Consider the following 22118-nt stretch of genomic DNA (forward strand, 5'->3'; position numbering starts at 1 on the left):
CTCCTTGATTGAGCTTTCCGAGTAGGTCTTGCGCACATTGTTGGGATCAATGGCGAGTTTCTTGACTGCAATTTTGATGATGTCGGTCATGTGAGTGTCCCCGTGGTCCATGGCACCGGCGTTGGCAGGTTGCCGTTTCATTTTCCCCGACGTGGGAACTGGCGCGTGAAACGGGGGAGACGGGTCCAGGACCGAAAGCGGGGAGGGGCATCACCCTTGCGCACAAGCGATAGCGCGGAGCATGGGGATACCCCGCTGTAGGCCGCGCAGCGGTTTATCCTTGACCTGTCGGGGGCAAAGCCCCGCTCAGACAAACAAATGTCTGGCTTGTCCAGGCCGATATCTGCGTAGCGGATGTGCGCGAGAGATCGTCACCCGAAAGGGCCAAGACGAATGCGGGTTTTGCCTCTGAAACGAGTTGCCCCTTGAAGGCTCTTTGAGACTTCAAGGGGCTTATGAGTTGCTGGCAAGGGCCGTGTTTGGCTTGGTGGAGGCCGCTTGCCGGCCGCAATAGAGCACGGTCCGAAGGACGCGCCCTGTTGGGTATTAGAACTTTGGCGCTTCGACTTCTGCCTGATCTGGATTTCTCAATGCAAAATCTGCTGCACCTGCAACGTGATCAACCAGGAATATAAACAGGGATGCCCCATTGCTTACGGTTTCGAATTTTACGTAGACGTAGGTTCCACAATCTGGGTTCACACGAAATCCAGCCCGTTTATTAAATGCAGCGTCACAACTTTTAATATCCACATCTGCCTTATTATCAAAAAGCCAATTTGCTGAAATCTTGAAATTTCGATCTGCAATTTTTTTTGTATCGTAGGAAACAGGCTCGCCATATTTTTCAATGACTGAGTTCCACACAAGTTCATGGTTTTCTGCGTATTTTCCGCTGATTGGCTGTCTTAAAGAAATTCCGTAAGCGCCACTATTTGAAAGCGAAGATTCGAAGACCCCTTTTGCATAAAAGCTCCTGCCTCCGTCTGCTCTGAGAGCAACAATTTCCTGTTCCCCATTTTGATCAACGAATTTTCCATCGACGAAATACTTAGGCTTCCTTGAAAATTTCTTTTCGACTTCGGCTTTAAATTCCTCGACTGTCATCCCGAGGTGGAATGTGTCTATCTTTCTAATTTCTTCGTTTGCGCTGACAGATGCGGGCAATGTTGTTGTTATGACGGAAAAAATTGCTGCTGCGGCAAGAGCTTTGATTTTCAAGTGTTTCTCCATTGGGTTAAAACTTGTGATTGATTTGCGTGATCGTGTGTATCTGGTCAATTGGTTTTGATTGGCTGTGTTTGAAAACGGTGGATGCCGGGTTACCGGCTTCCTTCTGTTTTTAACAATGTGATTTTCAACGATTTTTTTCTGCGGCTTTGCTGATCGAGGCGTCATTTTGCCAGCGTGGGGCGCTCGATGCGCTCCACGCTGGCAGGCGGCCAGTGCCAGGGGTGGAACAGTGGCCGCGATCTGTGAGCATGTGTGTCATCTGGACATGCCCTTTGACTTGCGTGATTTGATTTGCCGGGTTTTGAGCTTTTGCGGGGTCTTGCCTGAAACGATCTGGAAGAAGGCTCTTTGAAGCTCAAGAGCTTCGCGGGCTTCCGGATCAACACCGGCCTGCATTTCCAGAAACCGGCGCCATGACCTGCCGCGACCACCGGAGCCTTGGGTGAGACGCTTCCAGGCGGGATGTTTGGCAAGGCGCGGATCAAGCGGCTTGCGGCGGTATTTGGTTTTGGTCTTCTTGCCTTCGAACGTGCGGTCCAGCTTTTGGTAGGGGCCGTATTTCTGCTCAAGGTTCTTTTTGGAAAGCTCTCGATCTACCGTGCTGGCCTTTTCCATCTTGCCGCTGTTGAGGTCGCGGAACACCATGCCTGCCCCGCGTGGGCGGATCTCAACACCGTAAAGAGCAAGCCCCTCCTGGAACGTCTCCCATGTGTCCGATCTGCGATGAACCGCTAAAATTGCCTCTTTGTGCTCTTTCAGGAAGCTGGAAAAGGACTGCTCCCATGTGTGGGCCTCCTTGTCCCGCGCCTTGGGATTGTCACGATCTTTCTGCTGGCCCTTGTCCTGGCCTTTATCTCGGCCTTGAACCACTTCAAGGCCGTGCTTTTTCTCCAGCATTGCGGCGGTCGATTGCAAAATCTGGAAATCGCGGTACGGCGTTCGCATCTTGAAGTCTTCCGGATGCACCAGATTGATCTGGATGTGCATATGGAAGTTCTCGGTGTTGGTGTGCGTGCCAACAACGCGCTGATGGTCTTCCACACCAAGCGCCTTTGCAAACTCGCTCTCGATGTCCTTCAGAACATCGATGCCGGGTTTTTCACCTTCGGCAAATGAGACCACCAGGTGATAATTCGGATCCGACTTGCTGCGCTGGTTCCGCCCTTGCGTTGCCCGGATTTCGGCAAGAGCCAGATCAAGGTCATCCAGATCTTTCCCGGCCTTGCAGTTGGACAGCCAGAAGTCTTCCAGCTTCTCGCCTTTCTCCTTTGCTGCTGCAATGTATTTGGCCAGGGCCGTTGCCCCACGCGCCCGCTTGGGTCCGGTTTTCTTTGCGATCAAGGCTTAAGCTCCAGAACGCGGGTTTTTAAATGCGTCTGGGTCAGGCGTATCTCGTCCAGCAATTGCCGCATCTGGTGAACGATCTGGCCGTTTGCGGTCTCATTGATCCCCTTCAAAAGCAGATTGCCAAGACGGGCCTGATCCGCATTGATGTCCAGGAGCTGTAAGACAGCGCGATCAATCGAATTGTCAGGATAAGAGCCCGATTCAAGAACCCGCTCGACCACACGAGAGACGGACATTCCGGTGCGCTCGGCGTGGGTGGTAATGCGGTTATGAGTGGCTGGATTCACATACGCGATGATCTGGACGCGCTTTGGCTTTCTCATCGCGCCATTTCCCGCTCGCGTTCAAGCCCCTTGCCCTGTTCAAGCTTCTGCTGGCGCTGCATCGTCGAAAACGACAAGCGCAGCGCTGAGAGCAAGCCCGCCTCTCCGCGTTCCTGCTTCAGATCGTTCCAGTCAGTCAGACCCTTGGATTTCTCAGCAGGGGTAAAAGACGGCGCAAGCACTTTGCCACCCACAGCGTCAGCGGCCCGCTGCGCGCACTTCAAGCCCTTGTTGGGCAAGGGCGGTGATTTGAGCTGAAGGTGATGATCATCATCGGCGGCAATCAGGATATTGGCCTGCGGGTATTTCTCGCGAACGGCCTTCGCCGTCGAGACCAGATTGTCACCGTCAAAGGCAACAAACGTCGGCAGCTTGGTTGCCTTGTGAACATCAGCGCCGGTCGCATAGCCCTCGCCAATGACAATGGTCAGCTTATCGCCTTTGTCCTGACCCTTAGCAGGATCTTTTTGAAGCTCCTTGTCCGGATCAATCGTGTGATGAAGCCCTTCCTTGCGGCCATTTTTCAGAAAGTTCTTCTCATCGCCAACAAACTGAAGCGACCAGATCCGGCCCGTGGTATCGCGCAAGGGCACCACCATAAGGCCATCATCGGTCAACTTGACGCCAAAGCCGCGCACCTGTTTGCGCCCCAGATAGGGGCAATTGTCTGGCGTGGCCCAGGTCTTGAGATTGGTCCAGATCCCAAAAGCCCGCTTTGCAGCCGCTTGGTGATCCTCTGCGCGCTGCTTGTCCCGCTCATCACGGGTCTTTTCTGCTTGCGCTGCCAACCGGCGTTGGTCTGCTGGCGACATTCCGGACGCCTCGCCCTGCCAGCTCTCAATCTCATCGCCCTTGAAGTTCTTGAACTGGCCATTGGGAACACCGTCCAGGAAGGCCCGGTAACTGGCGTTCTGGGCCTTGCCTTCCCCGATCAGCCCAATGCGGTGCCATTGCCCGTCCATCTGCGGCTCGCCCTTGAGCTCTGCGCCCTTCTCGCGCAAGAACGCGCCAAAGGCCAAGCGCGGATCTTCACGCTCCTTTTCTCGCTGCTCCTTGGGCAAATAAGCCTTGAGGGCTGCGGGCACCTCAGCGCCTCTGGCAAACCATGCCTTTTGGGATTTGTCCCAAAGCGCGCCCGCCTGCTTGGCGGCGTCCTTTTGATCGAACGGCACGTCCAGATATGTTTTTTGAGGGGTGGCTTTCGTCATCGGTGGTCACCTTTCGGTATGAACGACAGGGAAAAGGGCAGAGTTCAATCAAGGAAAACGCCGTCAATGGGATGGTCACCGGCAACGCCGTTTGGATCTCGTGGCCAAACCTGCATGCCTTGAGTGTCCGTGACGGTGATGCGAGCAAGGGGCTGATCATGGGCCAGCGTTCCGCCCGTGATCGCAATGTCGCCGAAGGACTTTTGAATGGTTGTCAGGATCGCAATGGCTTGACTGATTTTCATGAGGATGCCTTTGTGAGAGGTGACGGAGATGCAGCGGCCGGGCTTGGGCTTGGGCTTGGGCTTGCGCCTGGGCCTGGGCCTGAGCCTTCGCCTTCGCCTTCGCCGGGAACTTCGATCTCGGCCCGCGCCTGCAAGTCCGGGTTTTGGAAAAAAAGAACCTGACGGCCATAGATCGCAGGGCGTCCGGCAACAAAGATCAGCATGTCACCGGCCCGGCTTACCTTGCCCCCTTGGCCGGTCTGGATCCCCGGCAAGGACATGCATTCATCGGGGGTCAAAAGAGGACGGGCAACTTCCATCACAGTTTCGGAATAGTTGGTGCCAGCGCGGCCCGTCGACCGGCTCGCTGAGGTCTTTTTCTGAACCAGCGTGGTCTTGCCCGCCATGTCAGACAGAACCTTGGCCGTCTCCATCGTGTTCGGCGCATAGGCAATGCGAACATGGCAATTGGAGACAATCGACTGCTCCCGGCCATAGGTCTTTTGAAGCTGCGTCAGATCCTGAACAATCACAAAAGCCTTGAGGCCGTAGCCCGCCATGAAGGCAATCGCCTTTTCAAAAATCTCCAACTTGCCAACGGATGTGAACTCATCAAGCATCAACAACATGCGGTGCTTGTAGTGCTTGACCGACCGGCCACCATCAAAGGCCATATGCGAGGTGAGGCGGGTCAGAAACTGGTTGAGCAAAATCCGTACAAGCGGACGAAGGCGCGCAATGTCAGAAGGCGGAATGACGATGTAAAGTGTCGCCGGCTTCTCGCCGTTCATCAGATCGGCAATCCGGAAATCGGATTCCGATATGTTGCGGGCAACGATCGGATCACTGTAAAGCGTCAGCTGTGACGTGCCGGTGGAATGCACACCAGAGCGCTCATTGCTGGACCGCTTGCGCATACGGGCCGCCCCAAGGCGCACCTCGTCATTGACGACCGGACGGCCATGATCATACCGCTCCATATCTTCCAGCAAGCGGTTAAAGCTGTCATCGTCCTCGCCCACAAAAGCGTTTCCGGCCTGTTCAGCAAGGGTATCTGGCCCATAGTTCTCATCGCCAATCGACATAAAGGCGCGCACATCGGCAAGGGTGGCCGTGCGCCCTTCATCTGCCTTGATCCGGTACAGAACATGCAAGATCGCCGTGCAAAGCCAGCCGTAGCCCTCCTGCATCCAGAAGTCCTTGAGGCCCGTGCCGTCCGGATCAATGATCATGATCGCAATGTTCTGACAGTCGGCAATCTCGTGGTCCGTGCCAAGACGCACTTCCTGAAGCGGATTGTAGCGCACAGATCCATGATCAGCGGCAGGGTCAAAGCGATAGACCTTCTGCCCACGTGAGGCCCGCCAGCCTGCGGTCAAGGCGTAATTCTCGCCCTTGATGTCCAGAACAAGAGCAGATTCCTCCCACGATAAAAGCGTCGGCAAAACCAGCCCCACACCTTTACCTGAGCGCGTCGGTGCAAAAGCCAGAACATGCTCAGGGCCATCATGGCGCAGCATCTTCACGCCTTGCCGCGTGGGCCATCCCCCCACAACAACGCCCGTATCAGACAAAAGCCCCGTGTCCTTGACGTCCCGCGTCTCAGCCCAACGGGCCGTGCCATGAATGTCTTTGGACCTGCGCCCGCCAAACACAGTCCGCGATTTGGCACCAGACGTCACAATGACGCCCAGAACCATCAAAGCCACGAACCCGGCCAGTCCGGCATAGACAGGCTGAAGAATTTCAATTGGCAGACTTCCGGTCTGAAGCCAGAACGCCTTGAGCCAAAGCCACCAGTCAGGTTGAAGCGGATGGAATCCGAGTGTGAAGTGCCATCCCGTCAGCGTCACGCCGACCAGAACAGCACATGCCAGACAGGCAAATGCACGCATCATGATGGGATGACTTCACGCCGCCGTGTTGAGAGCTGGCCGGTGATCGCGCAGCACATAGCTGTCGTTCTTCATCTCATAGATATCAGAGATAAACCGCTGGCCCGAAGGATCGCGCTTGATGTGAACCACCAGATCAACAAGCCTCCGCATGAAGCCATCCGCGTCCTGCATCTTTTGACCGGCTGCGTGTATGTTCTCCTGGAAGCGTGCCGGAACAAGTTCGGCGCTTTCTGCATGAACCGTACACATCCAGCCACGAGCGCCAGTGTTGAGAACATTGAGCGCGGCAAAGGCGTTTTGCGTCGAGATCTCGCCAAACAAAATATTGTCCGGAGATATCCGCATCTTGTGGTCATAGAGCTGCTGCCAGGTTCTCTGGCCAGCCCCTTGCGCTGTATCACGCGCAGCAATCAGCGCGACCCCGTTGTAAAACCGGGCAACGTCCAATTCTGGCGTGTCCTCCGCGCTGACAACACGCCGGTGATCTGGAAGATACGAGAGCAAATTGTTCAACAGCGTGGTCTTGCCCGTGTTGGTCGATCCGGAAATTGCGATGTTTAACTGCTGATCAAGCGCCCGTTTCAAATACGCGATCATGTCAGCATTCAGCCCCATATCCTCAAGGCTGATCTGATGGGGATGCTTGCAGCGGATTGCCAGCGACAAGCCCGAGACAACAGAATTCCCGATCAGACATTCAAACCGATGGCCACCCGGCAAAACCGCAGACAGCTGAGGCTTGTCAACCGGATCAAACTCAAGCCCGCGCATATTCGCCAAAGCCCGGCAAATGATCTTGAGGCGATGCAAAGTCAGGTCAGGGACTTCGACCTCAGTAATGCGCTGATCCAGGTCGCGCCGTTCAATGATCAAACGACCGGAAGACTTTGCGCGAATTTCAACGACATTCGCATCATCATAGTGACGCGACAACGGTTCCAACAACCGCTCAAGCAGGATGTGAGACATGACAAAATCCGAAAACATCAAATGGACGACAGGAGCCAGACAGAGACGTCAAAGCCAGAAATGGGGGGCAGGGGCGTTGCCCCTGCCCATGATGCCCGCCCGCATTCCAGGCAAGGCGGGCATCATCACTCAGCAATCAAGATCTGAGCCGACCATGGCGATGGTTTTCCATCCCGTATAGGTGACGTAACCATTCGCCGGATTAGCAATGCGCTCACGTGTTTTATGCAGGGATTTGGTTGTAAAGCAGTATTTGCGCCCCTCTGCATAACGGCCAGATGTGCGTGCACGAACAAAGGAATAAGGCCCTTTGCCAGTGACCACTTTGCGCTGCTTTTCGTTCTTCCCGCCTGTGAAACTAAGGGTGCCTTGCTTGCCGTCCTTATCCTTGTAGGTCACGTCATACCCAAGCAGGTAGGCGCTGAACTCATAGCGGTCATCAACACCAACTTCCGTGGTGCGTGTGCATTGATCGCCCCCGTTTATGGTCGCTCCCGCCCCTGCTGCTACCGAATAGTTTGACCCGTCCGGACGTGTGTAGACCTTGGTGCGGATCGTGGGGATGTACTGGTTGCATTTATCGTAGGTGGTCTTGGAATGGTTCGGTGTGTCCTCATTGCGAACAAACGTGTAGCCAACTTCCGAAGTTCCAGGCTGAAGGTAGGAAGAGGCAATCAGGTAAGGCGAGCCATTCACATTGATGGACACATCGACAAGCTGTTGCGCACGCAAACGCTTGTCATTGTTCTGCCAGCCAGTGGCCTTGATCGAGTGCGTGAACTTCAATCCACTTGCTGTACATTCACTGACATAAACACGACCCTGTGTCGGTGAATTGTAAAAAAACCGGTCCCGGCCATATGACACACCGGCCTGAAGGTCATGCTCAAACATGGCAGGTTCCATGCAACCAACTGTCGTTTTGGCCAGGCCCATAACCGAACTTTCATCAGGCTGACAGGCTGCAACAATCTCGCTTTTGCCTGCAACCGTGATTTCAGTGCGATACTGACGGGCAACACGTCCAGCTCCCATATCAACAATGGTCGGGCAGGCATCAATGCCGTTCTTGTCGAAGACCTTTGTATGAACATAGGTCGTCTCGGTTGTCATGCAGGGGGACGCCTGGAACGCCTGGCCTTGATAGTCATACGTCCACATCATCATTTCAACAGACTGACCAGCGGTAAAATCATGCTGTAGGGAACAATTGGATGTGTCCGCAACCATCTTGATCGGCGCGATGCTCTCCGAGGGTGCACAATCTTGAACCCGCACCTCAACCCCATCGCTGTTTTTGTAAAGACGGACAGTCTCGATGCTGGCAATTCCCGCCTCAAGATCAAAACTGAGAGGGCAACTTTCTGCCTCGATGATCGCAAAGGTCTGATCTTCATCCGGCATACATTCACGCACCTCTACCCGGGCCGCTTTATCTCCCGTGTAAAAATACGCAAACTGAGGTCGCGCAAATCCACCCTCCAGATCAACGAAATCCTGACAACCGACATACGAACGTTCCATTTCGTAAACGGTCTCCGTTGGCCTGCACTCACTGACGATAATCGTCCTGGACGTCCGATCCCGATAGGTCAACTGAGACAGCATAGTGACCTGCTCACTCTTGAAGTCCAAATCAGGTGTGCACTCATCGCTGTCCTCAACAAGGGTAAAGGACATCGACTGATCAGGCTGACACGAGGCAAGGTCATAACGTGCGCTCTTGTCATCAATGTAGAAGCTCGCATATTGCGCTCTGGCTTCCATTCCAGACAAATCAACAAGGTCTTCGCAGCCCTCATAGTTTTTCTGGATTGGCCACACCACGCCGTTGACAGAACAAACATCCGTCTCCGTCACAATCCCGTCCTCAAGGGTTTCAGATTTGGATTGCTGACGCACAAGGCTGTTGGACATATCAATGATCGGCTCGCACCCTTCCGTGGTCACATTGATCGTCAAGTTGGGATCGCGCTCTTCCTCTTCTTCCTGAGCCGTGCGCTCAGGGGTTTCATAGCCATCCGCAATAGGGTTCTCACTTCCACCCTCCTTGATGTTGCTGTCCTCGGCTTCGCTGTCTTCCAGATCCGCAAGCTCTTCAGCTTCCCCCTCTTCCTCAGTGGAATTGAGATTGGAAATGGCCCGCACAAATTCGGCCTCATCCCCGTTCACGCTCACAGACGTGGTTGTCGAAAGCCGGGTGTCAGACAAACCGAACTGGCTGGTGAACTGATCAGAGTCCAGGTCAACGAACTCCTCCCCCTTCTTAAGGCGCGTCACCACCACTTGCGCGATCTGCTCCCCCTCAATCGAAACATAACGGGTGAAGCCTTCAGCCGTGATGCCATCCACATCGACCTGGGAAGTCGTGTTGGGACTGGACGAGAATTTCAGCTCCAAAGGCGTTGCCTCATCAGCCGACAATTGGGTTTCCAGAACCGGCGTAACCGTAAACAGGTTTTCCTTGATCACATCGTCAACAGCAACAGTGTTGGCACTTGCACTGGCACTGGCACTGGCACTGGCGCTTGAAGACGCAGGATCAACTCCGGTTGTTTGCGCATGAACGGCATAGCCCGGCATGGCTAAAGCCACACACAGAACGCAGCTAAACAAATACGTCGAGAATTGCATTACAAACCTCTTAGTTGTTTGGGGGGTCGGCGAGATACCAATCAAATGCAGGGCGGATTTGAACCCGCGTTCCCTGCGCTATTCGAATGACTGGCTTTAGATCCACAGTGTCCTCAAGAAGGGCCGCTGTGATGGTCCCAATGTTCTCGCTGGCGCCACTCAGGCCATCAGCAACAACATTGGAATTGGTGGAATCGATTTTCTGGGAACCGGACACGGCAGCCTCAACAGCCGTGCCAATGCCGGTCGTCAAAATGGCCGTGCCATATTTTTCCCAAAACCGATTGTTCACTTCGCCGGATAGACCGGCATACCCTTGGGCATCGCCAACGGTGGATTTGAGCTGGAAGATTTCTGCACGGCTTTGCCCAAGCAAAATCCGGTTGCACGAAAAACCAATCCGCGTCTGTCCAACCTTCTCAGCGCCCGAATAGGCGCAAATCATGCGCGAGCCCTTGGGCACGAGCTTGGTCCGCCCGTGATAGCCAAACACATCCCGGCTCACCTGAATGACAACAGATCCGCCATCGGCAAGCTGGCTGTTGATCCCGCTTTCCAGAACGCCCGTGATGTAACGGTCGCTCGTCAGGATCCGCGTATTGTCAACCGCGCCCGTCGATAAACGCGGCGGGGCAGAATACTTGTTGTTCTGCGGATCAATGCCAACAGGGGGCGGAAACGCGGGCAGGTTGGGATTGGCGGGCCGATTGGTCCGGACGGAGAAGTCGCCCGTAAGATCCCCCCCCGCCAATGAAGTCTGACGAGCCGCACGATCACGAAGCGCCGTTTGCAAAGCCAACTCGTATTCTGTCGGCTGGCGCACGACCGGCTTGGGCCGTTCAAAATACTCGGTCACGGTCTGGGTCTTGATAACCTCCCGCGTCTCGACAACCGGTTTTTCAACTTCCCGAATAACCTCCTTTTCAATCACCACAGGCGGCATGGTGATCACACGAGGAGGCGGGGGAGGGGCAGGCGGTTCCGGTCGGTCATAGCTGAACACGGCCGGATCACTGGCAGGCAAGCCACGCGGCACCGCAGGAGCCGGTTTGCACGCGCCGCCAAACGTCAGGCCAAGGGCAAGCAAGAGTTCGCAAACGGCCATCGCCTCACTCCCCCTTGTACTGAATGCACATGAAGGACTGGCCGGATTTCAACGTAATGAGAGCGTGCGTGCTCTCGACAATGAAGGTCGTGCCCTGAACCCGTGTATTGACCAACTCGTCAATGCCATCAATCACGACATAGGCGGTCGGAAGCTCAAGACCTTTCCACTTGTCGCCATACTGAATGTAGGTGAAGTGGTCATCGCGAAAGACCTGCTCAGGCCGAAGCTTCCTGTCACCCCAAAGCTTGTATCTGTCCCACCCGCGCAGCGCTGTAGGATCAAACTTGGCGGTCTGCAAAAAGTCCGATGCACCAGGAAGTCCGGTGGCAACAACAGGGGCAACCGGGTTGCCATCCTTGTCAAACTCCAAAAAACCGATGCCAACAGAGGCAGGACCAACAACGCGGAATTTCAGATCCGGTACACTCTTGGAATTGATGCCCTCGGAGCGAAGATAGAACGTGTAGACCTCGCCGGACTGCGTGTAGATCAACAAACTGCTGTCAACGCCCGCGCCAGTGGGTTTGACCGCCAGCGTATTGTCCTCGCGCTTCTTCACTTCAAAACGCGACGTGTCCCCCACATCTGCCGAGACAATTTTAACGTCCTGCGGCAACTGAATGGCTGACACCATGTATTGGCGAAGACGCATTTTATACGTGCAGTCGCCGCAGTGATTTTGAATATGAACGCCCTGATTTTTGCGCCCCGGACGTGACCACGCCTCCTGGATCTGACCGCCAACAGACGTTGGACGGGCAAGGGGACCAAAGTTGCCGCCCGCCTGAGCTTGCGCCTGACCAACAGCCCCCGCAGGAAGCGATGCTGTCATCACATCATTGGCCGCCGCAATGCGCTGGTTCGCCGCCATGGATGTTGAACTGGACGCTGTGGCCGGTGTGGCCGGGCCGCGCTTGAGCGGTGTTTGGGCTGTGGCCCCACAGACAACAAACAAGGAAGAGGAAACCAACAAGGAAGTGAGGGAAAGAATACGGAAGTTCATTTTGAAGCTTGCTCCTTGACGGACATGGCAATCACCCGAATGCCCAAAGGGTTTTCGAATTTCTCGGCAATGGTGACTTCAGAGGGGCGGGGGGTCAGTTCCAGAAAAGCGCGCAGATGGCGACGCTTGGACGGCTCTTTGCCAATCCGATCGGTCTGGACAAATTCAACGACATAGAGATAGACGCCATCATAAGCGTCCACCTGATACGCACCCTTGACGGTGATCGAGCGGTTCAGGCCGTCCTCAATCGCGGAGGCAATAAAGGTCTTGTTCTCGTCCAGATACGCATTGAAAAAACCCGCATCAGAGTAGGTGCGAACTTCCTTGAACCGGGTGGTCTGCGTGATGCCGTCAATGGTCAGGATTTGGTGCACATAGCGGCGGCTGATCTTTTCAAGCATCAGCTCAAAGCCATCGACCTCAACAGAGATCGGCTCGACCCGGTAAATCCGGTCATCAGCCGGATCAGCCCGCAACAGTGCGATTTCCGTCTCCTTGAGCGGAAGCAGCGAGACAAGCGCCTGAATGCTCACAACAACACACGCCACCAGCGCAACATTCGTTCCTGCCGACAACCGCAACAGCCACGCCATGCGCCGGTGTGCCGTTTTATAGGCAAACGGGTCCGCCTGAAGGATGTTCATGTGCTTGGGGGTCACTCCCATATCGGGCGTGACCTCGGGAACCATATCGGCCCCCTCAGCCATGTCGCTGGACTGCGAATTAAGCCGGGGTTCAGACCTAGATTTAGGCCGGGATTTGGACCGGAATTTGGGCTGGGCTTTGGACCGGAATTTGGACCAGAACCCTCGTCCAGGGTTTGACGTGGAAGCCATCAAGCAGCCTCCACCCATTCAAAGGAACCAGGGGTGAACTCGATTTCAGCGCAAGCACAAGGCGACTTGCGCATCTTGTCGATGCCGTCCGGCTCAATGGGCATTTCGAGCTGCGCGCAACCCGACACTAGGAATCCTAGGCACAAAACAAGTCTGAGGTGTCTCATGAGAGAAAGCCTTTGGTAGAGAAAAAAGGGAAAAGGATCGCCGAAATCAGACGCTGAACATCTGGAAGTCAGGAACCGCCAGAACCGCGAGAAGACTGAATGATGTCACCCGGTCGGGGCTTGTCAGACGACCACGTTTTTTCATGCATCATCCCGCCGACACGGCCAGCAGCACCCGCCGCCATTCGGCCAGCAGAAACACCCATGGACCCGCCGCGCATCGCACCAGCCGACATAATGCCCGCCGAAACAGTGCCAAGAACCGAGCTGGACACTTGACCGGCAATGTTCACAGCCTCGGAAACAAGAGCCGCACCAAGCCAACCCATGATCAAGGCCAGAAGGAAATCGCCGGTTCCCAAATTGATATATTGGGCCACATTAATTTTGTCGTCTCCCGTCACCCCAAGCGCCTCAACGCTTCCAATCACGAGCGAGAACACAACTGAGACGCAAAGCATGGTGATGATCGAGCCGACAATGGTGCGCACACCGGCAACAACCAGGCCGCGGCCAAACGGGAACGCTGCCATGGCCACCAGAAACGGCGACACCCCAAGGATCAACGTCAGCCGGAACAGCGAAACCGCCGTGTGGGACAAAAACAGGATCAGCAGAATGACATAAGGCAACAACAGCGCCACGCCGTAGGCCGTGTTTTGGATCACCTCTGACCAACCGCCAGCGCCCATGATCGCCATGCCAATCTTGAAGACCCCGCCAATGCCTTGTTCGACGGAACTCAGCAGGGAACTCATTCCGGAAAGTCCGGATGCACCATTGCCCATGACTGTGCTGGAAAGGCCGCCCATGACATTGACGGAGGCCTTATAGACCTCGCCAATCAGACCGCTGTTCAGCCCCATATAACACCCAAAGCCAAGCACCAGAAAAAAGATCTGCTTCAAGGCACCGGCTAAATCCAGCGTGCCGACAGTCGCCTGGACCCCGACCCAGACAATCCAGATCCCGGCAATTGCCAAAGCCAGCACCTGAACAGGACCATGAACCGCTGAGATAAGCGTATTAAGGCTCGCTTCAGCATGGCTTTCATACGCGGTGAAAATCAGACAGATATTGCAGGCAGGATCAGCCATGCTCATTCCTCCCCTTCGTATTTGCGCTCTTCAGCCATTTCACTGGCAATCGGAACACCGTTGTTCAGAGCTTCCGAGGACTGGATTTTGAGAAGTTGCGCCAGAATTTGATTGGTCTGCGCAGTGGTGGCCAATTGCGCCACCTGAAGTTCAATGAGCACCTGAAGGCGCGCTTGAACCGTCGTCGCACTCTCCCCGGCACTCTTGTATCCTTGTGCCGTTTCTAGGGTTTTCACCGCCGTTTCATGCGCTTCATCAGACTGCGCAAGACCCTTGATCGTCGCGTCCGTGATGGTCGCAATCCGGTTCTCTTGAACCGACTTCTGGATCTGGCTCTTTTCCTCCCACGTCGCATCGCTGAGCGCATCGGGCGTGGCAACAAGACCAGACTTGTACGCATCGCCCCGCTCGCAAATCGAGCCAAAATCAACGTCTTCCATCTTGATGGAAGGCATCAACGCCTCGTAGTCGGGAATGAGACACGCCATGTCCCCCGAAACACTGGCCGCCAAAGACTGGAAGTTCAGCGATGGAATGGAAAGATTGCCGATCTCGCCAATCGACGACAACGTTTCATCGGCAATGCCCTTCACCTCCTGCGCCACTTTGAGCTGGTCCGTGACAATCGACAGGCTTTCCTTGGCCGTATCCAGTTGGCTCTTTAACGTGCCAAGCTGGTCCTTCATGGTCGAGAGCTGCTTTTGCATCTCGCCAATGCTCTTGATGTCGATGACAGCCATCGCCGCATGGGCAGAACCCGGCCCCAAACCAGAACCCCAGGCAGACATTGCGACGCAAACAGCCAAGGCTGCGGCAAACGAAGTCAGATTTTTGTGAACCATTGGTCACCCCATTTTGCTTGTAGAACTTCAAGGTCCTGGACAGCCGTATCCCCCGCCCGGTAAAACCTCAGCGCATCGCCAAGGCCCGATAGGTCCACGTCCAGAATTGTGCTTTCATTCAGGTTCGAGGCTTCAAAGCGCTTGACCACAAGCACCTGACGCCCGCCCTTCATCTCGCCTTCACCCTTGATGAAGCCGATCTGTTCCGAAGACAGATTGAAGGGCTCAAGGTTCACGGTCTTGGCTTGGCTGTTGGGCAGGAAGAACAAGGTTTGCGCGTTCTCGATCATGGCCGATGCGCCATCAAATTCGAGCAATGCACCCGGTTCCTGAAACGCCAGCCCCACAAGCCCGTTCAGCTTGCGGTACTCGCGGTACATTCCCTGAACCACCTCGCGAAACCCAACGTTGCGCAGAAGGTTCGCAGCCTCATCAACGAAGATCGTAAAGCCGCCCTTGCCCCCACGCGCCGCTTGCGAAATCGCAGCCGAAATATGAGCCACCACAGGCGGACCCAAAACCGGATCCTCCAGAGCTTCATTCATGTTGATGCCGGTCAAAAAGGACTGTTCCAGAAAGCTGGAAATCCGATCACGCGGCGAATTGAACACATGGGCAAATTGCCCGACCTCGCCGTCCCCATCCTCAACCCACTTGGCAAAGGCCCTGCGGATCTGGGATTGAGCGGGAAAAGCTGCACCATGAATATTGTTCAATGTGCGAAGACCCGGCTCAAGCTCCCCCGCCATGTCCAGCGCTGCGCGAAGATGCTGGTCCATATCTTCATCAAAGTTCTCGCCAAGCATCGCTTGCAAGATCAACCGGACCCGCTGGCGAGCCGACATATCGTTCATGTCGATATCAAGCGGATTGAGCGCCAGATTGTTGTAGTTCTGATAGGTGCCGCCAAACGCCTCCACCATGAAGCGTGCACCCTCTCTTGAATCGAAGACGTAATTGCGCACGTTCGCAAACTTCGACAAACCCCCAAGCAAATGCAGCAACAGCGTAGACTTGCCCCCGCCCGTGGGCGCAAACATCAGATAGTTGCCAGGCGATTGCGGCTTGTCAGACACATGGAACTGAAACGCATAGTTCTGGCCGGTCGGCGTCTTGAACAACCGAATGGGCCGATCCCCGAACGGACTGGACCAAAGCCCGATGGGCGAAAACTGAAACGGCCAAAGCGCAGCAACATTGCCCTCGGCAATCTTCAAAGGCCGCAAAAGCTTGTCACGGCCCGGCATCCGGTTGAACCACGCCGTGGCAGCCCCAAACGTTTCAACGCTATAGCGGATACGCGCCGTATCAAGGATACCTGACACAGCATCAACCAGACCCGAAAGCGCCTGCTCACTCCTGGCCCGCAATGTGATCTGGAATTGGGTTTCCTGAAGCTGAAGCTCATTGTTCAACAGACCCTCATTGACCACTTCAAGCTCGGCCAACACCGCACCAGTGCCAAAGTAATTGTGCTTTTGTTCCGTGATCTGCCGGGTGAACAGGGCAATCTGTCCCGTGTTGTCCAGCGGCTTGACCACCTGACACACCTCAATCTCACCAGCCAACGCCAGAACCCGCGATACCAACATGCCCGAAACAGTTTCAGGCCAGCCGCGCACCGCAATCACGCGGTTGAACTGCTTGTGCGGCGTGAACGTTTCAATCGACCCATCAACGCCAACATGAATGTCCGAGGCGGGCAAATTGGCGCTGATCGCAGAACTCAACCGCGCAAGATCGGACTTTAGCTCGCCGCAAACGAGGTAATTCAGAACGCGGGTCAGCTCACAAGGACCAGCCTCATCAAGAGGCGCAGCCTCAACACAGCGAAGCCCATAACTATTCAGACCGGTCAGCAATCCCCGTGTGGTCTTTTCAAGCTCCGTCGAGGTCTTGGCGGTCAAAACCAGATACCAGACCAGCGAATAAGCGTTCTGGTAAAGCCGCTGCTCGGCTTCCCCCACTTCCTTCAAGGTCTCAGACGGCCATTGCGCCTGAAAACTCACATCCCGCTGGCGCTTGATGCCAAAGATCCGAAGCGACGAGCCCGCACTCAGGAATTGATGCAAAATGCTGGATCTGCCCTTTGCCAAAACCTCCTGCTCGGCAAGGCTGCGCGTCTCGTAAGGAAGACCTGCCAGCGAGAACACACGCACAAAAGACCCGTCTTTCAACGAGACGGTGCGATTGTCCGCAAGCACCTGATCAAATTCCAACTCATTGGCAAGCCAATCCTGCTCCACATTGCCAAGCAGATAATCCCGGCTTTTGGGGACGACCAGCGCCGCCGCTGCAAACGCTGATACGCCGGTCAACAAAGTGCCAAGAAGCATCATGTGCTCCTTTTCTTCTTTGGGGATTTCAAGGGAAAACCAGCCACCAGACGCCGCACCTTCTTGCCCTGATAAAAGGCCGTCGGGTGCAGCAGCAGAGCCTCACAATGTGGCTCGCTCCGTCGCAAAAGGACGATCCAGGTAATGGCCGGGGGCGTCGTCAGAAGCACCAGGGCAAAGGCAAAGGCATTGCCCCCGACAAACCCGCCAATGGTTCCAACCAGCAATTCACCGGCCATCACAAGGCCCGCATGAAGCGGCGGCATGCCAAGGATCCTCATCGGCTCCTGAACATGCAGGGCGATAGGGCTTTGCGCTTTCATCGCCGCGCCCTCCTCAAGAACCTGGTCCAAGCAGAGTGCGCAGCAAACCCGGACCAAAGCTGATCAAGGCACCGGCAACGATCAACTGTCCAAGGCGTATGATATCAATGCGCCCGGTCACCATCGCCCAAATGCCATAGCAGATGATGCCAATACCGATGATTGGCGCGGCAATGTTGACCAGGCCACCCTCTAGCGATTCAAGCATCGTGGTTGCAGGAGCCGCCCAATCAGCCGCCGCCATGGCCCGGGCCGGAAACAACATTGAAATCGCCAATGCAGACTTGATTGCAATTCCATCAAGCGCGCCCTTGGCGCGAGGCATTGGGCGGAGTCCGAGTCTCGTCAGGAGTATCATTTTCAAAAAGTCCTTATTTCAGCAGGAGATAAAAGGCGGCGACTGCCAGCCAATTGCAGAGGGCAAAAACGAAGCAAGCCTTATAGTTGGAACGCAGCAATCGCCGGTTCTTCTCGCTGTCAGCTGCATGTTGCGCGACCGCTGCCACAACGGTCTGGATGTTCTCATTGCCAAGGTTTTCAGCAACGGTTTTCAGCGTGTCCGCAACACCGTTCACTTTGTGATCAATGGCCGCATTCACGCCCGCCACATCATTGTTGAACTGACTGGAAAAGCGGCGGCGCTCATCTTCCATCAAGGATTTCAGGCGCTCCCCGAAAGCGTTCATGATCGCGACAACCGCAAGGATCGGGTCGTCTTTCTCATAGGAGATACCCGTGTTGCGATGCGCGGCCTGAATGGCGTCTTCAATCGACAACTGGTGCCATTGTTCTTTGGGCGGGTCGTCCAGAACAGGCTCGATCTTGCGGGCTGCGGAACTCATGCGTCTGCCTCCAAAACCGTGTCATCTGTCAGAAAATCAGCAGCCGCCATCTGCTCTTCAAAGCTGCGCCAAACAAGCTTCAGCCGTTGCCGCGCCATAATGTTGAACTCAGACGAGACGAACGCCTCCTGAAAGGACAGCTTCAAGGCCATCATCTGGCGAACATCCTCGCCATAGGTTTGGGCATGCACCTTCTTGTGACGCAAAATCGCAATGATCCGCTCAGCGTGTTCCTCAAAAATCCTGCTGTCCTGGAACCCGCGTCCGTCCCGTTCAACCGGCCCGAAATACTCATTTTGCCAGACCACGACAGGGACAGTTGGAAAGTGCTCAAGAATGGACACCAGCCCGGAAAGCGTATCGTCAAAAGCCGCCCCGCCGCAGATCGGGGTATGAATGATGACCCGTGCGCCATCGTCCTGGAGCATGTTCATTGCGTGGTTCTGCGCCAGATAGGAACACAGCGCGATAAAGCAGGTGGCACCCGTATCAATCACCACATGCGAGACGTCAGGTGCTTCAAACACCTCACTCATCAGAACATCGAAATGACGCGGGTTAATCTCGCCCTCTTCCATGATCTGAATATGTGTCGCATCAAGCGCCCGGATCGATGCAAACGTTGCATTCGTCGGGTCCGTGTCGATGGCCACAACGGCTTTGCCTGAAGCCTTTAGATATTGTGCCAGCATGGAAGACGTGAGGCTTTTGCCAACACCGCCTTTGCCCTGCAAAATCAGGTGAACGGTCTTTACCATTTGTCGCCAACCCCTTCAGAATTGGGGTTATGGGTGAATGTCCCGATAATGGGCTGGCTTGGCTTTGTCTTGGCTTTGGTTTGGGCGTTGGCTTGCGCCTCCTGTGCAAGAGGCCGCTGTTTGGCAGCGCGGGTCCGGCTTTCTCGAACGCGTGGAGCAGCGGGCTTTTTACTTTTCTTGGCGAGCTTGGCATCCTGCTCCGCTTTGATTTTTCTCCAATTCCGCGTGAAAGCTGCATAGGTGATGGTCAGAAGATTTGCTGCCACCAAGGCATCAAATGCAACGGTGAGATTAGGCGAAGACATAACTATAGGTTGTATTTCGGCGTAATTGGTTTCAAGCTCAAAACGAGCCATCCCCCAACGCGACCGCTTTCCCTTGGAAGGCGTGGACGGCATGGGTCATTAACGTTCTGAGACAGAACGCCCTCAATGTTGTTGATGGATGTTGAAAGAAGTTGGTATTGACCGCACAATTGAACGCGATTCAGCTACAAGCGCAAAAGCCTGTATTCAAGCTTGTGCGGCCAATACAACTCTTAACTGGAGTGTGTGTCGTACCCCTTATGCGAGCATCAAGTCCGATTTGGTGTTTCGCTAGGCCCGGATGATCTGATCGCCAAAAAAGATCGTCCGGGCCGCTAACAAAGACAGTTTTACTATTCTAGGACGTAGTTGTACATCTTATTTTAGCCAGCTGTCGGCGACTTATCCACAGAGCCCCATTCATGTTTAAAAAATCGTAAAAGTCCCGTTGGGGCTTTTTTTTCGTTGAGCCGTCAGGCGAATAAGGCAAGAAAATGAATGAGTTCCAAAGGATCGAAGAATTTTCCGTCTAGAAAGTGCCTCACTTTCTCTATCTTGCCGTCATATCTAAAGTTCGGAAAAGTCACAAACGGTAAAGATTAGCCAAGGTTTCGTATCAGAACGGTAAAACTCGGTTCCAAACGGTCAAACTCATCTAAAAACATCCGAAAAAGGTAATGAACAGTCATAAAAGGTCATAGATTCCCGTAACTTGATCCAAACTTTGAAAAAGCCGACTCTAAAAGCCCTGCAATTTCAAGCCGGTACACGGAGTTGGTTAGAAAAGGTAACGAAAAGTAAAATAACGTTGTAGCTCGCAAAAATGCTTCAAGAACCTCGCGCTCTATAATGTGCTGAATACACTACAACGACATAGAAAAAGAGGGATTTGCCTCCCGAAACCAGCGCGCAGGCCATAAATTCCACGGCAAGCCGGTTCTTCCTTGACAACACACCACACGCTAAAGACGCATAAAGAATCAGCCGTGCTATAATCTGGAATGAAGGGCAGGGCGCCTGAAATAGGGGGCCGGGGTGTCAGGCCGGATCTTCTTCGGCCATCTCGCTTTGCTCTTGCTCAGCCGGTGTCATCAAAAGCCAATAAGGCTCAAGTTCAAATGCCGCCGCCAACTTCTCAACGGCATCGAGGCTTGGAGAATAAACGCATCGCTCAAGGCAGCTGATATAAGTCCGATCAAGTCCGGATTCAAAAGCCAGGTCCTCTTGAGACAGGCCCTTGTGCTTTCGAGCAAGCCGCACATTCTTCGCGAAGATTTCTCGTAAAATCATAAATCGGAATATCCAATGGCACCGCTAGCGTTTGGGCCGTGCGGCATGACTGCCAAAGCCCAAGCGCAATATGCTCATGGGGCCAACCATCGGCAACCCGCAAACTCGACCATCGTGCTTAGGGTGTCATTTCGCCCTCAACCAAAACCGACCCCGCAAATGGAGCTCGGTCGTCACAACGCTGCGCCCATGTGCACGGGCTGGATGTCCGTCCAGGCGATTTGCTCAAGGTGGGGTTGGGTAAGCCGGAGGATTTAGGCGGGGAGTGGGGTGCAAGCGGAATTAGATTTCGGGTGCACGACGTCCGCAATGGACGGTAAGTGACACCCAGCTTGTCAACATAGAGCGTCTGCATTTTCGACTTCTTTGAACCAAACGACCTGATAGGTTCCAACCCTATGTCGGCCATTCAATTTCTAAGCACCAAAAGCCGGCTTTCCGCCCGAAACTACCGAGTGCTCATTGGTGCTTTTGACCCTAAGAAGACTGTTCAAGTGATTGGTGCTCAATAAGAAATCGCTTGAATATTAACAGCAAATTACTTCAATTACGAAATATGATTTTTTCAGGCAAATTTCGCACCTACATGTTTAAACAATTCCGGTGGCTCGACATATTTTGAAGAAAATAAAAACTAGGAGCATTGAGCCAGAAACATTGCATTTTGTTGCACGACTTGGGCGTACTGTTCGCAGTGCATTCGACGCTGATACGCTGATACGCTACGAACTGCTGAGGCGGCATTCTCTTCACGCGATATTGCCCAAATTGTCGCGATTGGCACAAAATCAAGTGCCGATAACGGGAGAGAGCCTGAACGTGATTTACGGGCTATCAAGGGATCATCACTCCTTTGATGCGCCGACGCTGGATTGGGGATTCAATCTAACTGAACCGCAGGCGACAAAAACAATCGCACACCTGCTGAACAAGGGCTCAGGAGATGTCCTGGCTTTGCGGATTATTGCGTTTCTCAGCGCAATGAAGTCGCCATATGTGCCTACAATTGGTGAGGCGAGAAGCGCGGTTGTTGAGGCGGAGGTAAACCGAATTGATTTGGTGCTTAAATATCAAAAAGAAGGTTCGGACAAATACTCAGCGGTAATCATCGAGGCAAAATTTGGTCACAAAATTACTCGTGGCCAATTATCAAAATATACAAAAATCATAAAGAGGGACAAATCCGTTGATATGGCATCCACTGAGTGGGTGATATTGGGCATAGATGATAACGCCATGAATGGTCTAAAGGGGCGGCAGTGGAACAAGTGGCGGTTTGTTTCGTGGCGGGGCTTATGGCTTCGCTTTGAAAAGGCGCGACCCATTGAGGATGATCCAAATCTGACGATTTTCCTGCAATGGCTTTGGCATC

At 54.3% G+C, this 22118-nt stretch carries 22 protein-coding genes; 1 reads left to right on the plus strand and 21 read right to left on the minus strand.

Translation table 11 applies throughout. The features are described 5' to 3' along the window. Positions 1–546: 546 nt before the first annotated feature. The 21 genes from V6575_RS22700 to V6575_RS22800 form a co-directional block, all read right to left on the minus strand. Complete coding sequence (locus V6575_RS22700) at positions 547–1221, minus strand: hypothetical protein (RefSeq protein WP_340277734.1); 675 nt, start codon at positions 1219–1221, stop codon at positions 547–549. A gap of 267 nt (positions 1222–1488) precedes the next feature. Beyond that, positions 1489–2574 carry a TraI/MobA(P) family conjugative relaxase gene (gene traI, locus V6575_RS22705; RefSeq protein ID WP_340277736.1) on the minus strand — a complete coding sequence of 362 codons (1086 nt, stop codon included), beginning with the start codon at positions 2572–2574 and terminating at the stop codon, positions 1489–1491. Further along, positions 2571–2903 carry a hypothetical protein gene (locus V6575_RS22710; protein WP_340277738.1) on the minus strand — a complete coding sequence of 111 codons (333 nt, stop codon included), beginning with the start codon at positions 2901–2903 and terminating at the stop codon, positions 2571–2573. Before V6575_RS22710 ends, traI begins: the two co-directional genes overlap by 4 nt. Beyond that, positions 2900–4111 (minus strand): DUF5710 domain-containing protein, encoded by a 1212-nt coding sequence (locus V6575_RS22715; protein ID WP_340277740.1) that lies wholly within the window; start codon positions 4109–4111, stop codon positions 2900–2902. The genes V6575_RS22710 and V6575_RS22715 overlap by 4 nt, the downstream gene beginning before the upstream one ends. Positions 4112–4155: 44 nt before the next feature. Then, positions 4156–4356 carry a hypothetical protein gene (locus V6575_RS22720; protein WP_340277742.1) on the minus strand — a complete coding sequence of 67 codons (201 nt, stop codon included), beginning with the start codon at positions 4354–4356 and terminating at the stop codon, positions 4156–4158. Beyond that, a complete protein-coding gene (locus V6575_RS22725; RefSeq protein ID WP_340277744.1) occupies positions 4353–6233 on the minus strand; it encodes a type IV secretory system conjugative DNA transfer family protein in 1881 nt (626 codons plus the stop codon). The genes V6575_RS22720 and V6575_RS22725 overlap by 4 nt, the downstream gene beginning before the upstream one ends. Positions 6234–6245: 12 nt before the next feature. Continuing rightward, positions 6246–7202, minus strand: coding sequence for an ATPase, T2SS/T4P/T4SS family (locus tag V6575_RS22730; RefSeq protein ID WP_340277745.1), 957 nt, complete (start codon positions 7200–7202; stop codon positions 6246–6248). Between the two features lie 129 nt (positions 7203–7331). Continuing rightward, positions 7332–9785 carry a hypothetical protein gene (locus V6575_RS22735; RefSeq protein WP_340277747.1) on the minus strand — a complete coding sequence of 818 codons (2454 nt, stop codon included), beginning with the start codon at positions 9783–9785 and terminating at the stop codon, positions 7332–7334. Between the two features lie 61 nt (positions 9786–9846). Next, positions 9847–10941: a TraB/TrbI/VirB10 family type IV secretion system protein gene (locus V6575_RS22740; protein WP_340277750.1), complete on the minus strand. Its 1095-nt coding sequence runs from the start codon at positions 10939–10941 to the stop codon at positions 9847–9849. A 4-nt stretch (positions 10942–10945) separates the two neighbouring features. Next, complete coding sequence (locus tag V6575_RS22745) at positions 10946–11947, minus strand: TrbG/VirB9 family P-type conjugative transfer protein (protein WP_340277752.1); 1002 nt, start codon at positions 11945–11947, stop codon at positions 10946–10948. Then, a complete protein-coding gene (locus V6575_RS22750) occupies positions 11944–12786 on the minus strand; it encodes a VirB8/TrbF family protein (RefSeq protein ID WP_340277753.1) in 843 nt (280 codons plus the stop codon). Before V6575_RS22750 ends, V6575_RS22745 begins: the two co-directional genes overlap by 4 nt. Beyond that, positions 12786–12914, minus strand: a complete 129-nt coding sequence (locus V6575_RS22755; protein WP_340277755.1) for a hypothetical protein — start codon at positions 12912–12914, stop codon at positions 12786–12788. Before V6575_RS22755 ends, V6575_RS22750 begins: the two co-directional genes overlap by 1 nt. Before the next feature lie 107 nt (positions 12915–13021). Continuing rightward, a complete protein-coding gene (locus tag V6575_RS22760) occupies positions 13022–14050 on the minus strand; it encodes a type IV secretion system protein (protein ID WP_340277756.1) in 1029 nt (342 codons plus the stop codon). A 2-nt stretch (positions 14051–14052) separates the two neighbouring features. Beyond that, a complete protein-coding gene (locus tag V6575_RS22765; RefSeq protein WP_340277758.1) occupies positions 14053–14892 on the minus strand; it encodes a hypothetical protein in 840 nt (279 codons plus the stop codon). Beyond that, positions 14874–17228, minus strand: coding sequence for a VirB4 family type IV secretion system protein (locus V6575_RS22770; protein WP_340277760.1), 2355 nt, complete (start codon positions 17226–17228; stop codon positions 14874–14876). The genes V6575_RS22765 and V6575_RS22770 overlap by 19 nt, the downstream gene beginning before the upstream one ends. Beyond that, the gene (locus V6575_RS22775; RefSeq protein ID WP_340277762.1) at positions 17228–17551 is read right to left on the minus strand and encodes a hypothetical protein; all 324 of its coding nucleotides are present in this window, start codon (positions 17549–17551) and stop codon (positions 17228–17230) included. The genes V6575_RS22770 and V6575_RS22775 overlap by 1 nt, the downstream gene beginning before the upstream one ends. 13 nt (positions 17552–17564) lie before the next feature. Next, on the minus strand, positions 17565–17876 hold the full coding sequence (locus tag V6575_RS22780; RefSeq protein WP_340277763.1) for a TrbC/VirB2 family protein: 312 nt from the start codon (positions 17874–17876) through the stop codon (positions 17565–17567). Positions 17877–17922: 46 nt separating this feature from the next. Continuing rightward, the gene (locus tag V6575_RS22785; RefSeq protein ID WP_340277765.1) at positions 17923–18393 is read right to left on the minus strand and encodes a hypothetical protein; all 471 of its coding nucleotides are present in this window, start codon (positions 18391–18393) and stop codon (positions 17923–17925) included. Continuing rightward, positions 18390–19151, minus strand: a complete 762-nt coding sequence (locus tag V6575_RS22790; RefSeq protein WP_340277766.1) for a nucleotide-binding protein — start codon at positions 19149–19151, stop codon at positions 18390–18392. Before V6575_RS22790 ends, V6575_RS22785 begins: the two co-directional genes overlap by 4 nt. After that, entirely contained in the window at positions 19145–19507 is a 363-nt protein-coding gene (locus V6575_RS22795; protein WP_340277768.1) for a hypothetical protein, read from the minus strand. Before V6575_RS22795 ends, V6575_RS22790 begins: the two co-directional genes overlap by 7 nt. 987 nt (positions 19508–20494) lie before the next feature. Beyond that, complete coding sequence (locus V6575_RS22800; protein WP_340277770.1) at positions 20495–20746, minus strand: helix-turn-helix domain-containing protein; 252 nt, start codon at positions 20744–20746, stop codon at positions 20495–20497. Between the two features lie 618 nt (positions 20747–21364). On the opposite strand from V6575_RS22800, the gene V6575_RS22805 reads away from it, so the two are divergent. Next, the coding region (locus V6575_RS22805; protein ID WP_340277772.1) for a PD-(D/E)XK nuclease family protein at positions 21365–22118 on the plus strand (754 nt) is incomplete at its 3' end.

Source organism: Roseibium algae (genome assembly GCF_037783265.1).
Classification (GTDB): Bacteria; Pseudomonadota; Alphaproteobacteria; order Rhizobiales; family Stappiaceae; genus Roseibium; species Roseibium algae.

Bases quoted from the DNA above. Each gene is read 5' to 3' on its own strand.
- V6575_RS22710 (WP_340277738.1), bottom strand. From the start codon at position 2,903: ATGAGAAAGCCAAAGCGCGTCCAGATCATCGCGTATGTGAATCCAGCC.
- V6575_RS22715 (WP_340277740.1), bottom strand. From the start codon at position 4,111: ATGACGAAAGCCACCCCTCAAAAAACATATCTGGACGTGCCGTTCGAT.
- V6575_RS22720 (WP_340277742.1), bottom strand. From the start codon at position 4,356: ATGAAAATCAGTCAAGCCATTGCGATCCTGACAACCATTCAAAAGTCC.
- V6575_RS22725 (WP_340277744.1), bottom strand. From the start codon at position 6,233: ATGATGCGTGCATTTGCCTGTCTGGCATGTGCTGTTCTGGTCGGCGTG.
- V6575_RS22730 (WP_340277745.1), bottom strand. From the start codon at position 7,202: ATGTCTCACATCCTGCTTGAGCGGTTGTTGGAACCGTTGTCGCGTCAC.
- V6575_RS22735 (WP_340277747.1), bottom strand. From the start codon at position 9,785: ATGCCGGGCTATGCCGTTCATGCGCAAACAACCGGAGTTGATCCTGCG.
- V6575_RS22740 (WP_340277750.1), bottom strand. From the start codon at position 10,941: ATGGCCGTTTGCGAACTCTTGCTTGCCCTTGGCCTGACGTTTGGCGGC.
- V6575_RS22745 (WP_340277752.1), bottom strand. From the start codon at position 11,947: ATGAACTTCCGTATTCTTTCCCTCACTTCCTTGTTGGTTTCCTCTTCC.
- V6575_RS22750 (WP_340277753.1), bottom strand. From the start codon at position 12,786: ATGGCTTCCACGTCAAACCCTGGACGAGGGTTCTGGTCCAAATTCCGG.
- V6575_RS22760 (WP_340277756.1), bottom strand. From the start codon at position 14,050: ATGGCTGATCCTGCCTGCAATATCTGTCTGATTTTCACCGCGTATGAA.
- V6575_RS22765 (WP_340277758.1), bottom strand. From the start codon at position 14,892: ATGGTTCACAAAAATCTGACTTCGTTTGCCGCAGCCTTGGCTGTTTGC.
- V6575_RS22770 (WP_340277760.1), bottom strand. From the start codon at position 17,228: ATGCTTCTTGGCACTTTGTTGACCGGCGTATCAGCGTTTGCAGCGGCG.
- V6575_RS22775 (WP_340277762.1), bottom strand. From the start codon at position 17,551: ATGAAAGCGCAAAGCCCTATCGCCCTGCATGTTCAGGAGCCGATGAGG.
- V6575_RS22780 (WP_340277763.1), bottom strand. From the start codon at position 17,876: ATGCCTCGCGCCAAGGGCGCGCTTGATGGAATTGCAATCAAGTCTGCA.
- V6575_RS22785 (WP_340277765.1), bottom strand. From the start codon at position 18,393: ATGAGTTCCGCAGCCCGCAAGATCGAGCCTGTTCTGGACGACCCGCCC.
- V6575_RS22790 (WP_340277766.1), bottom strand. From the start codon at position 19,151: ATGGTAAAGACCGTTCACCTGATTTTGCAGGGCAAAGGCGGTGTTGGC.
- V6575_RS22795 (WP_340277768.1), bottom strand. From the start codon at position 19,507: ATGGCTCGTTTTGAGCTTGAAACCAATTACGCCGAAATACAACCTATA.
- V6575_RS22800 (WP_340277770.1), bottom strand. From the start codon at position 20,746: ATGATTTTACGAGAAATCTTCGCGAAGAATGTGCGGCTTGCTCGAAAG.